This is a genomic window from Nonomuraea sp. NPDC049152 (assembly GCF_040648355.1).
Taxonomy (GTDB): Bacteria; Actinomycetota; Actinomycetes; order Streptosporangiales; family Streptosporangiaceae; genus Nonomuraea.
In genome coordinates this window covers 71,357-81,225 of sequence record NZ_JBEZDO010000033.1, presented here as the reverse complement: position 1 = coordinate 81,225, position 9,869 = coordinate 71,357, and the positions used below count along the sequence as shown (strand labels likewise).

Sequence of the window (9,869 nt, the reverse complement as noted above, 5' to 3'; positions counted from 1 at the left end):
CCAGCCCGTACGGCAAGCAGGGTCGAGGCCACCGCGGTCACCGGTGACCGCCCGTCCATCACGCGTGCTCCAGCAGGACTCCGGCCACCCGCCGCAACGCCGCCCCCAACCTGCAGCCGCCATCACCGCGGGCAGGCCGCGGCACGCGGTGGGTGGGCTCGGGCGGTGCGGGGTGTCAGCGGGGTTTGGTGCGGCGGGTGGGGGGCGCGGTGAGCGGGTCCTCGGGCCAGGGGTGCTTCGGGTAGCGTCCGCGCAGTTCGGCGCGGACGGCGCGGTAGCCGTTCCGCCAGAAGGAGGCCAGGTCGGAGGTGACGGCGGCGGGCCGCCCTGCCGGGGACAGCAGGTGGATCAGCAGCGGGACCCCGGACACGCGCGGCGCCTCCTGCCAGCCGAACAGCTCCTGCAGCTTGACGGCCAGCACCGGCTGCTCGCCCGAGTAGTCCACGCGGATGCGCGAGCCGCTGGGCACCTCGATGTGCGAGGGCGCGTCGTCGTCCAGGCGGCGGCTCCACGGGACGAGCCGTCTGAGGGCGCCGGCCACGTCGAGCCGTTCGAGGTCGGCGCGGCGGCGGGCGCGGGACAGCTCGGGTTCGAGCCACTGGTCGGCGAGGTCGATCAGGTCGTCCATCGACGGCCACGGGTCGCCGATGGCGCGATGGCAGAACGCCATCCTGTCCCTGACGGCGAGCGCCTCACGGGTCCAGGTGAGGACGTTCTCGGTCCGCAGGCCGTACAGGAGGGCCGGTCGGACGTCGGCGTCCTTCAGCGGGGTGACGGACAGTTCGATGGCGCCGAGCCGTTCCACGACCCGGGCGGAGACGTCGCCGCGGCGCCACGCGACCTCCTTCTGTACGGTCACCGGCACCACCCGCCTGGCGAGGTCCTCGTCGATGACGACGGCCTGCCTGATCCTGGCGGAGGCCGCGCCGGTGGGACGGTCGGCGACGGCGATCGCCAGCCATTCGGCGGTGCCGAGCCGGGAACCTTCGGGGAGTTGCGCCCTGGTGCCCGAGGACATGAGGTAACCGCCGCCGCTCCTTCTGGCCACCCGCTCGGGGAAGGCCATGGCGACCGCCAGGCCCGCCGCCTCGTCGTCGGGGCCCTGGATCCTGGCGCCGGTGAGGCGTTTGACCTCGCGGAGCCAGCGGGGGTCGCGTTCGCGGGCCGCCTTGCGCCAGATGTCGACGAGGTCGTCTCCGGCGTCTCGGGGGAGCTGGTCGGACAGGAGCGCGACCACCTCGGCGGCGCGCGGGCCCGCGTCGAGAAGGGCCCTGGCCAGGCGCGGGTGCACCCCGGCGGCGGCCATCCGCCGCCCTCTGTCCGTCACCCGAACCCGCCGCCTCACGACCTCCTCCACCGGACTCCCGCCCGTCGGACTTCCGCCCGCTGGACGCCCGCCCACCAGGACGCCCTCGGGACCGTCGGTCTCCTGAGGCCGATCACCCGGAGAGCCGTCTCCGACCGTGCGGCCGTCGGAGGTCGCTTCCTCGGAGCCGCCCGCCGGGCGGACGTTATCGGGAACCCGGTCATGCGACGGGCGTTGGTTAGGAGCCCGGTGACGCGTCGGGCGCTCCGCGAGGGTGCCGGTTTCGGGGGGCCACTCGTCGGAATCGCCGTCGAGTGGTTCGACGGCGCCGAGGCCGCGGAGTGTGCGGGTCGCGGCCGACATCGCGGCGGCCGGTGGACGGTCGAGCAGGGCGAGGTCGGACGCGTCGGGTGAACCCCAGCACGCCGCCTGCAACGCGAACCCCGTCAGGTCGGCCAGGAGGATCTCCGGTGGCGCCTGCGGGGCGAGCCGCGCGTGGGTGGCGGCCGTCCAGCACCGGTAGACGGTCCCCGGCCCTTCGCGTCCGGCCCGCCCGGCCCGCTGGTCGGCCGAGGCGCGGGAGACGTGGACGGTGGTCAGTGAGCCGAGCCCCCGCGCGTGATCGGTCCTCGGCTCCCTGGCCAGCCCCGAGTCCACCACCACCCGCACGCCGGGCACGGTCAGGCTGGACTCGGCGACCGAGGGGGCCAGCACGACCCGCCTGTCCGGAGCGGGCCTGAGCACGGCGTCCTGGACGTGGGCGGGCGCCTGGCCGTGGACCTGGAGGACGTCGACGGACGTGCCGAGCATGCCGGCCACCCGGGAGATCTCGCCGACTCCTGGCAGGAAGCACAGCACGTCTCCTTCCCGCTCGGCCAGCGCTCGCCGTACGACATCGGCCACGTGGGCCAGCAGCGCCGGGTCGACGCGCAGCCCGTGCGGGGGTGCGACGGGCCGCGGCGGCGGCGCCCAGACGATCTCGACGGGGTGGGCGACGCCGGAGGCGGAGATCACGGGAGCGTCCCCGAGCAGCCGCGACCACGGCGCGGTGTCGGCGGTGGCGGAGGCGGCGACCAGGCGCAGGTCGGGACGGAGCGTCTCACGGACGTCGATCAGGAAGGCCAGCGCGGTGTCGGCGTCGAGGTGCCGCTCGTGACATTCGTCGATCATGACGAGGTCGACGCCCGGCAGCTCCTGGTCGCGCTGGAGCCGCTGCAGCAGCACGCCGGTGGTGACCACTTCGACGCCTGGACGGCGGCCCTGGCGGTGCTCGCCGCGGATGGTGTAGGCGACGTCCATCCGGCGCGCCGCCGCCCGCACGGCGAGCCTGCGCGGCTCGGCGACCAGCACTCGCAGGCCCGCCTCGGCGAGCGCGAGCGGCACGACCGTGGTCTTGCCCGTGCCGGGCGGAGCGGTCAGTACGGCACGGCCGCCGTCGTCGAGCGCCCGCAGCAGCGAGGGCAGCGCGGCGTGGATCGGCAGCATCAGCGCGTGGCGCCGACGACGGCGTCGAGGACGGCGTCGAGCAGGCCGGGGAAGCGCTGGTCGAGGTCGGCCTTGCGTAGCGTCATGAACTTCTGCCTGCCCTCCTGCCGGGTGGAGACGACCCCTGAATCGCGCAGGACCCGATAGTGGTGGGACATCGTCGACTTGTGCAGCCCGATCGACTCGCCGACGCCGCTGCACGTCAGCTCGAACTCGGCGGCCAGCTGGGTGACGACATCGAGCCGCGCGGGGTCGGAGAGCGCGTGCAGTACCTCGGTGAGCTGGATGTCGTCGACCGCCGGTTGAGGTAGCAAGCGCATGCGTCCACCCTGCCCCTCCGTTTGAAGGTTTGACAACAATCCAACTATACGCGAGTTTGGTCTCCATGACCCACAAGCTGTACGCGCTTGCCCTGGGGAACTTCTCCGTGGGCACCGGCATGTTCGTCACCGCGGGCCTGGTCCTGCCCATCGCCCACGACCTGGCCATCTCCCCCTCAGCGGCGGGTCAGCTCATGACCGTGTTCGCGCTGGCCTACGCGATCCTCTCGCCGATCCTGGCCGCGCTGACCGCCCAGTTGTCGAAGAAGCGGCTGCTGCTCATCGGCCTCGGCGTACTGGCCGTGGGCAACGCGCTGACGGCGCTGGCGCCGACGTTCACCCTCATGCTGGCCACCAGGGTGATCGCCGCGGCGGGCGCGGCCATGGTGACCCCCGTCGCCTCCGCCGTGGCGACCGCGCTGTCCGAGCCCGAACGCAGGGGCCGCGCGCTGTCGGTGGTGATGGGCGGCCTGACGGTGGCGTCGGCGGTCGGCGTGCCGCTCGGGACGTGGATGGGCGGCGCCGCGGGATGGCGCGCGGCGGTGTGGATGGTGGTGGTGCTCGCGGTGATCGGGTTCGCGGCCATCGCCGTCGTGGTGCCCGAGGTGCGGTTGCCTGCCTCGACCAGGATCAGGGACCGCTTCACCCCGCTCGCCGACAGGGGCGTGCTGGCCGTCCTGCTGACCCAGCTGCTGATCTTCGCGGCCGCCTTCACCGCCTACACCTACATCGGATCGCTGCTCGATCTGCCGCTGGCGGCGGTGCTGTGGGCGTGGGGCATCGGCGGCGTGGTCGGCAACGCGGTCGGCGGGCGCCTCACCGACGCCTACGGCCCGCGCAGGATGGTCTTCATCGGCATCGCGGGGGCGACCGTGCTGCTCGGCCTCGTCCCCGTGGCGAACCTCAACCTCGGCGTCGCGCTGGTGTGGGCGTTCGCGTGGGGCGCCCTCGGCTGGCTGATCGGTCCCTCGCAGCAGTTCAGGACGGTGGCCGCGGTGCCGGGCAACGTGCCCGTCGGGCTCGGGCTGCTGGCCTCCAGCCAGTACCTCGGGCTGTTCGTGGCGGGCATCGCCGGAGGTCTCGCCCTCGACCTGTACGGCAGGACGGGTGTGACCGTGCTGGCGACCGCGCTCGGCGCGGTGACCCTGCTGTTCACGCTGGCCACCTACCGCCCGGCCAGGGCCACGGTGGCGGCATAGACCAAAGACGAATGTCCCGGTGGGAGGCGGCTCGCCAGAATGGGGCGGTGACCGATCCACGTGACGAGCCCGCCCCGTTCGGCCCGATCGTGTTGCTGACCACGCTGTCGGCGGTGGCTCTGGCGGTGCTCCAGTACGTCGTGGCCGAGCGGCTCAATCTCAAGATGCTGCTGCTCGGCCCGATCGCGCTGGTGGTCCTCGAAGTGGTCGTCCACGAGGTGTGGTGGCGGCGCTGGTGGGGCGCCGTTCCCGGCGCTCTCGTGGGGCTGGCTGTCTACTTCGAGGGGCGCGAGATGGTGTGGGAGCCCGTGGCGTACGTCGCCGGATGGGCGCTGTTCGCGGTGATCTTCTGTCTGGCCGGCCGCGTCGCGCTGGGGGATCCGCGGGGCCGGCGGGCCGGCCCCGCGGGCTCAGGCCTGGATCCAGCCGAATGACACGGCGGCGATGACGAAGACGCCCAGCAGGATGCGGTAGACGACGAAGCCGGTGAACCGGTGCGTGCTGATGTACTTCAGGAACCACGCCACCGCCGCGTAGCCCACGACGAACGAGATGATCGTGGCCAGGATGGTCGGCTCCCAGTCGGGCGCCTGCCCGTCGCCGATCTCGAAGAGCTCCAGCAGGCCTGACGACAGCACCGCGGGGATCGCCAGCAGGAAGGAGTACTTCGCCGCCTCCTCTCGCCGGTAGTCGAGCAGCAGGCCCGCCGTGATCGTGCCGCCCGACCTCGACACTCCGGGGATCAGCGCGAGCGCCTGCGCGAAGCCGTAGATCAGGGCGTGGGGGAACGACAGGTGCTTCTCCAGCGTCAGCTTGGTGCGCGCCGTGCGGTCGGCGAACCACAGGACGAGGCCGAAGACGATCAGGGTCGTGCCGATCAGGCGCAGGTCGCGGAAGACGGTCTCGATCTCGTCCTTGAACGTCACGCCGAGGACGGCGATGGGGATCGTGCCGACGATGACGTACCAGCCCATCCGCGCGGGGAACTCCCGGCGCAGCGAGGGCGTCCACAGGGAGCGGGTCCAGGTGGAGATGATCTCCCAGAGCTCCTTGCGGAAGTAGATGAGCACCGCGGCCTCGGTGCCGAGCTGGATGACCGCGGTGAAGGCCGCGCCGGGGTCCTGCCAGCCGAAGAACGCCGAGACGACTCTGATGTGCGCGCTCGAGGAGATCGGCAGGAATTCCGTGAGCCCTTGGAGCAGCCCGAGGACCACCGCTTCGAACCAGCCGATCACGAGACGCACCTTCCGTTGACGAGCGAGGTGTTGGCCAAACGATTCCTGAGTTTGGCACGTGATCGTCATGGCCGCGTCATGGGCCGGTATGTCGCCCTGCCCCCGGGCACCGAGGCCGGGCAGAAATCAGGCTCAGGCGGCTGTCATCCGGAACCGCATGCTCTTGACGTAATAGTGGGCATGGAAGAAGGTTTCGCCGACTATGTGGCCCAGCGGCACGGGAGGCTGCGCCGTACGGCGTATCTGCTGACCGGCAACTGGGCGACGGCCGAGGACCTCGTGCAGACGGCGCTGGCCAGGGCGTGGCTGGCGTGGCGGCGGATCGAGGGCGACCCCGACCCCTACGTCTACCGGATCCTCACCAACACGCACGCCTCGTGGTGGCGGCGGCGCTGGCGCGGCGAACTGCCCATGCCGGAGCTGCCCGACCGGGCCGACCCGGCCGACTTCGCGCAGCAGGCGGGGGAGCGTGACGCGCTGTGGGCGGCCATCGGCGGGCTGTCGAAGAGGCAGCGGGCGGTCATCGTCCTGCACTACTTCGAGGACCTCACCGTCCCCCAGTGCGCCACCGCGCTCGGCTGCTCGCTCGGCACGGTGAAGACGCAGCTCACCAGGGCGCTGGCGAAACTGCGCGTACATCCGGAGATCCAGCTGACGGGAGCGGGACGATGACGTACACGGAGGACGACCTGCGCACCCTGCTCGCCGAGCGGTCGGCCGACGATCCGGGAGGTCCACCCCAGACCGCCACGATCGTACGGCGGGGCCGCGGCATCAGGCTGCGCCGCGGGCTGACGAGCGCGGTACTGGTGGGGGCGGTGACGTTCGGCGCGTTCTGGGTGGTGCAGCGGCCTGAACCGGTCGTGACGCCGGTGACGCCCGCGACACGGATCCCGCTGCCTGCCACCGCGCAGGGGATGCCGCTGGTGAAGAGCGTGCAGGGCAAGGACTTCCACGCCACGGTGCCGGTGGAGAACGGCCGCAAGGCGGTGCTCGTCAAGTGTGCCGACCCCAGGGCGTGGGTGGTCAGGACGGAGGGGAACGGCGGCGTCGGCACCGTTGGCCACTGCTTCCCCGAGACGGTGGACCAGACGGGGCCGGAACGGACAAATGAGATCTGGGTCCTGCCGAAGGATGCGCCTGTCGCCTCCATGCCACCGGGCGAGGCGAGGAAGAAGGGGTGCGAGCTGATGTGCGAGGGCAAGTACCTCGCAGCCGAGCTGTTGAAGCCAGGCGTGGTGCAGAAGGTGATCGCCGAGCTGGGGCCGGAGCGGGCGCCCGCGTTCGCCGTCGGGGTCTACGCGGGCGACCGGATCCTTCCGGACACCATCAAGGACGGCAGGTTCGTCCTGGGCTCCGCGCACTGGGCGGAGACGATGGGCACGCATGGCCGGATTCCGATCTTTCCGGGGAAGGGCGGAATTGCTCAGGTCGTGAAATGTCAGGACCCAGCGGCCTGGGTGTTCCGCGCTTACGGCGGAGAGCGCGCGGGTCTCGTCGGACGCTGCGGCGAGCAACGCACACCGATCTGGCGTCACCCAAATCACCCGAAATACGTTGACGTGTGGGTCTTCCCCGCCGACGCGCCAATCCGCGGCAGCATCGACAGGGCGGAAGCGGACCGCCTCCGTAAGAAGCTAGGCCCGAGCGAGGGTGCCTGGGTCTATGGCATCTACTACGAGCCTCAGCGGGACTGAAGGGCGTCGAGCGCGACCGCCATGGCGATCACCAGCCGCCGATCCGTACGCGGATCGCGGATGTCGACGACGTAGCGGTCGCGCAGCCCCCACTTCTTGACGACGGAGAAGACGTCGCCGAAGTCGAAGTGGTACGGCAGCCACGACAGCGAGTCCACGAACCTGCGCAGCACCGCGACCCACGCGCTGCGCTCCTGCCCGGTGAGCGTCGGGAAGCCCGGCTGGTCGAGGTGCCAGGTGGAGCGGATCAGCGACTGGGCGAAGTTCTTGCGGAACAGCCCGATGGGCCGTCCGGCCTCGTCGAAGACGTCGTAGCCGCTGCCGAGGTCGATGACGTTGCGCGCCCTGAAGCTCGCCAGTGCCCTGGTCCTCGACTCGTCGGCGAAGAGGACCACCTCTTCCTTCAGCTTCATGCGCTTCTGCTCGGCGAAGGCGACCATGGGGCCCTCGGAGCCGTCGGGGTTGGCGATGCTGACCACGTACCGGTTCACCATCATGGTGACCTTCTGGCGTACCAGGAAACGGGTTTGCGCTTGGAGCGAGTGCGGATCCATGCAGGGCACCCTAGGGTAAAACGGGTGAAGCCCCTGCTGCTCGTGGATGTAGACGGTGTGCTCAATCCGTTCGGCCGTCCGAACGCGCACTTCAGGCGCTACACGTGCACGGTCGGCGCCGACTCGTACACCGTGCACCTCAACTCCCGCCACGGCGCCAGGCTCATGGAGCTGGCCCTCAAGACCCAGTCCGAGCTGGTGTGGGCGACCACGTGGGAGCACAGCGCCAACGAATGGATCGCACCCAGGGTCGGCCTGCCCCGGTTGCCCGTCGTGCCCATGACGCCCAGGCAGCCGAGCGAGCGGGGCGAGTCGTTCAAGACCCCCTGCGTCGCCGACTACGTGGGCCGCAGGCCGTTCGTGTGGTTCGACGACCATCTGTGGGTCGCCGACGAGGAGTACCTCAGGGCGCATCAGGGAGTCGAGGACTTCCTGCTCGTGCCGGTCGACCCGCGCCACGGCCTGACCATGCGACATCTGGCCATGGCGGAGCGGTGGCTGACCCTGTCAGGGTTCAATCAGGGTCGCGGCTAGGAACGCTGATCGAGGGCAGGGACGTTGAACCAGGTGAATCGACACCACACGGAGGAGCTCGATGCACCGCTCGAGAGAACACCGAATCATCGCCGGCGTCTGCGGCGGGATCGCCGACCGTCTGGGCCTGCCGCCCACCTTCGTCAGGATCGTGTGGCTGCTGCTCTCGCTCATCCCCGGACCGCTGTGGGTCCTCTACGTGATCCTCTGGATCATCATGCCCAACGGACCCGAGCGCTACTGACCACGCTTATCCTCGAAGCATGAGGGAACGGCCGCTGACGCTCATCCAGGACGAGCTCGTCGACTACGAGAAGGCCATGGAACGCATGACGGACCTGGTCGGCGAGCGTCAACGCGATGAGCGTCCCGACACCTTGTGGCTGCTGAGCCATCCCTCGGTCTTCACCGTCGGCAGGCGCACGCCGCTTCACCACCTGCCCGACCCCGCCCACGGCATCCCCGTGGTGGAGACGGGCAGGGGCGGTCAACTGACCTACCACGGCCCCGGCCAGCTGGTCGGCTACCTCATCGTCAAGCTCGGCGAGGACGAGGGGATCGTCGACTACGTGCGCGAGGTCGAGCTGCGCCTGGTCTCGGCGCTGGCCGAGCTCGGGCTGCAGGCCGAGCGCCGCGACACCCCGCCGGGTTCCGAGCTGCTCACCGGCGTCTGGACGACCGAGACCGGCCGCAAGGTCGTCTCCATCGGCATGCGTCAGTCGCGCGGCGTCACCAGCCACGGCTTCGCCCTCAACGTCGACGGCGATCTCGAGCCGTGGCACTGGGCGATCCCGTGCGGCATGCCCGAGGCGGACATGACCTCCCTCCTGCGCGAGCGCGGTTCGGCCGACCTGAGTGAGGTCCGCGCCGCCGTCGCCGCGGCCTTCGACGCCTCCTAGCGCGGAAAGACCCGCACCTCTGCGTCGTGGGCGCTGCCGGCAAGCTTTCCGTCGCACGTGATCAGTGGCGCCTCCAGGGCCTCGGCGAGCGCGAGGTAGCACGCGTCGGAGGCGGTGTAGTTGTGCCTCAACTCCCACACTCGCTCCGTGAGTCCCTTGATCTCGTAGCGGGAGATGTGCAGTGCCAGATAGTCAGCACGGGCTTCTTCGGCCGACTTCTTCGACAGCTTTCCCCCCAGTTCGAGTCCGCGCAGCGTGGAGAGGACTTCGACGTCCAGAAGATGGGGGGCGTGGATGCTGCCCTGGAGGGTGTCGAGCAGCTCAAGGTCAGCGTCTCGGCCCGTGAGGGCCTCCACCATCGCCGAAGAGTCGATGACGATCATCGGCGGTCCTGCGTGACGGCTTCGAGGATGTCGGCCGTCGAGGGGCCGTCCCTGCGATCTCGGGACTTCAAGCGCTCGACGATCTCGGCGTTGGTCGGCCGGGCGGCGAGGTCGGCAAGTTCCCTGGCGACATAGGCGGACAGGGACATCCCGACCGCTGCCGCCCGTTCCTTCAGGGATTCGGCAACGGCCTCTGGAACGTCGCGAATGTAAAGAGTGGCCATGTCCTCCATGCTAGCAATCTGCAAGCGTTCAGG

At 70.5% G+C, this 9,869-nt stretch carries 13 protein-coding genes; 7 read left to right on the top strand and 6 right to left on the bottom strand.

Annotated elements, in window-relative coordinates; translation table 11 throughout:
• Positions 1-175 precede the first annotated feature (175 nt).
• Together AB0B45_RS41485 and AB0B45_RS41480 are read right to left on the bottom strand one after the other, a co-directional pair.
• Positions 176-2,791 carry an ATP-dependent helicase C-terminal domain-containing protein gene (locus tag AB0B45_RS41485; protein ID WP_358142844.1) on the bottom strand — a complete coding sequence of 872 codons (2,616 nt, stop codon included), beginning with the start codon at positions 2,789-2,791 and terminating at the stop codon, positions 176-178.
• Complete coding sequence (locus tag AB0B45_RS41480) at positions 2,791-3,111, bottom strand: helix-turn-helix transcriptional regulator (protein ID WP_358142842.1); 321 nt, start codon at positions 3,109-3,111, stop codon at positions 2,791-2,793. The genes AB0B45_RS41485 and AB0B45_RS41480 overlap by 1 nt, the downstream gene beginning before the upstream one ends.
• A 65-nt stretch (positions 3,112-3,176) precedes the next feature.
• Between AB0B45_RS41480 and AB0B45_RS41475 the strand changes: the two genes are divergently transcribed.
• Together AB0B45_RS41475 and AB0B45_RS41470 are read left to right on the top strand one after the other, a co-directional pair.
• Positions 3,177-4,310 (top strand): MFS transporter, encoded by a 1,134-nt coding sequence (locus AB0B45_RS41475; RefSeq protein WP_358142840.1) that lies wholly within the window; start codon positions 3,177-3,179, stop codon positions 4,308-4,310.
• Positions 4,311-4,357: 47 nt separating this feature from the next.
• Positions 4,358-4,744, top strand: coding sequence for a hypothetical protein (locus tag AB0B45_RS41470; RefSeq protein WP_358142838.1), 387 nt, complete (start codon positions 4,358-4,360; stop codon positions 4,742-4,744).
• On the opposite strand, the gene AB0B45_RS41465 is transcribed toward AB0B45_RS41470, so the two are convergent.
• Positions 4,721-5,545: an undecaprenyl-diphosphate phosphatase gene (locus tag AB0B45_RS41465; RefSeq protein WP_358142836.1), complete on the bottom strand. Its 825-nt coding sequence runs from the start codon at positions 5,543-5,545 to the stop codon at positions 4,721-4,723. The genes AB0B45_RS41470 and AB0B45_RS41465 overlap by 24 nt on opposite strands.
• A gap of 180 nt (positions 5,546-5,725) precedes the next feature.
• Between AB0B45_RS41465 and AB0B45_RS41460 the strand changes: the two genes are divergently transcribed.
• Both AB0B45_RS41460 and AB0B45_RS41455 read left to right on the top strand, forming a co-directional pair.
• Positions 5,726-6,217 carry a SigE family RNA polymerase sigma factor gene (locus AB0B45_RS41460; protein ID WP_358142834.1) on the top strand — a complete coding sequence of 164 codons (492 nt, stop codon included), beginning with the start codon at positions 5,726-5,728 and terminating at the stop codon, positions 6,215-6,217.
• Positions 6,214-7,242, top strand: coding sequence for a hypothetical protein (locus tag AB0B45_RS41455; protein ID WP_358142832.1), 1,029 nt, complete (start codon positions 6,214-6,216; stop codon positions 7,240-7,242). The genes AB0B45_RS41460 and AB0B45_RS41455 overlap by 4 nt, the downstream gene beginning before the upstream one ends.
• Here AB0B45_RS41455 and AB0B45_RS41450 read toward each other — a convergent pair.
• The gene (locus AB0B45_RS41450; RefSeq protein WP_358142830.1) at positions 7,230-7,796 is read right to left on the bottom strand and encodes a hypothetical protein; all 567 of its coding nucleotides are present in this window, start codon (positions 7,794-7,796) and stop codon (positions 7,230-7,232) included. The genes AB0B45_RS41455 and AB0B45_RS41450 overlap by 13 nt on opposite strands.
• A gap of 24 nt (positions 7,797-7,820) precedes the next feature.
• On the opposite strand from AB0B45_RS41450, the gene AB0B45_RS41445 reads away from it, so the two are divergent.
• The 3 genes from AB0B45_RS41445 (at position 7,821) to lipB (ending at position 9,229) form a co-directional block, all read left to right on the top strand.
• On the top strand, positions 7,821-8,330 hold the full coding sequence (locus tag AB0B45_RS41445) for an HAD domain-containing protein (RefSeq protein WP_358142828.1): 510 nt from the start codon (positions 7,821-7,823) through the stop codon (positions 8,328-8,330).
• A gap of 61 nt (positions 8,331-8,391) precedes the next feature.
• Positions 8,392-8,574: a PspC domain-containing protein gene (locus tag AB0B45_RS41440; RefSeq protein ID WP_358142826.1), complete on the top strand. Its 183-nt coding sequence runs from the start codon at positions 8,392-8,394 to the stop codon at positions 8,572-8,574.
• A gap of 19 nt (positions 8,575-8,593) precedes the next feature.
• Positions 8,594-9,229, top strand: coding sequence for a lipoyl(octanoyl) transferase LipB (lipB, locus tag AB0B45_RS41435; protein ID WP_358142824.1), 636 nt, complete (start codon positions 8,594-8,596; stop codon positions 9,227-9,229).
• Here the strand turns inward: lipB and AB0B45_RS41430 are convergent.
• Together AB0B45_RS41430 and AB0B45_RS41425 are read right to left on the bottom strand one after the other, a co-directional pair.
• Positions 9,226-9,612 (bottom strand): type II toxin-antitoxin system VapC family toxin, encoded by a 387-nt coding sequence (locus AB0B45_RS41430; RefSeq protein WP_358142823.1) that lies wholly within the window; start codon positions 9,610-9,612, stop codon positions 9,226-9,228. The two genes, lipB and AB0B45_RS41430, sit on opposite strands and share 4 nt — an antisense overlap.
• Entirely contained in the window at positions 9,609-9,845 is a 237-nt protein-coding gene (locus AB0B45_RS41425; protein ID WP_358142822.1) for an antitoxin, read from the bottom strand. Before AB0B45_RS41425 ends, AB0B45_RS41430 begins: the two co-directional genes overlap by 4 nt.
• Positions 9,846-9,869: the final 24 nt, after the last annotated feature.

Bases quoted from the DNA above. Each gene is read 5' to 3' on its own strand.
- AB0B45_RS41485 (WP_358142844.1), bottom strand. From the start codon at position 2,791: ATGCTGCCGATCCACGCCGCGCTGCCCTCGCTGCTGCGGGCGCTCGAC.
- AB0B45_RS41480 (WP_358142842.1), bottom strand. From the start codon at position 3,111: ATGCGCTTGCTACCTCAACCGGCGGTCGACGACATCCAGCTCACCGAG.
- AB0B45_RS41475 (WP_358142840.1), top strand. From the start codon at position 3,177: ATGACCCACAAGCTGTACGCGCTTGCCCTGGGGAACTTCTCCGTGGGC.
- AB0B45_RS41460 (WP_358142834.1), top strand. From the start codon at position 5,726: ATGGAAGAAGGTTTCGCCGACTATGTGGCCCAGCGGCACGGGAGGCTG.
- AB0B45_RS41455 (WP_358142832.1), top strand. From the start codon at position 6,214: ATGACGTACACGGAGGACGACCTGCGCACCCTGCTCGCCGAGCGGTCG.
- AB0B45_RS41450 (WP_358142830.1), bottom strand. From the start codon at position 7,796: ATGGATCCGCACTCGCTCCAAGCGCAAACCCGTTTCCTGGTACGCCAG.
- AB0B45_RS41440 (WP_358142826.1), top strand. From the start codon at position 8,392: ATGCACCGCTCGAGAGAACACCGAATCATCGCCGGCGTCTGCGGCGGG.
- lipB (WP_358142824.1), top strand. From the start codon at position 8,594: ATGAGGGAACGGCCGCTGACGCTCATCCAGGACGAGCTCGTCGACTAC.
- AB0B45_RS41430 (WP_358142823.1), bottom strand. From the start codon at position 9,612: ATGATCGTCATCGACTCTTCGGCGATGGTGGAGGCCCTCACGGGCCGA.
- AB0B45_RS41425 (WP_358142822.1), bottom strand. From the start codon at position 9,845: ATGGAGGACATGGCCACTCTTTACATTCGCGACGTTCCAGAGGCCGTT.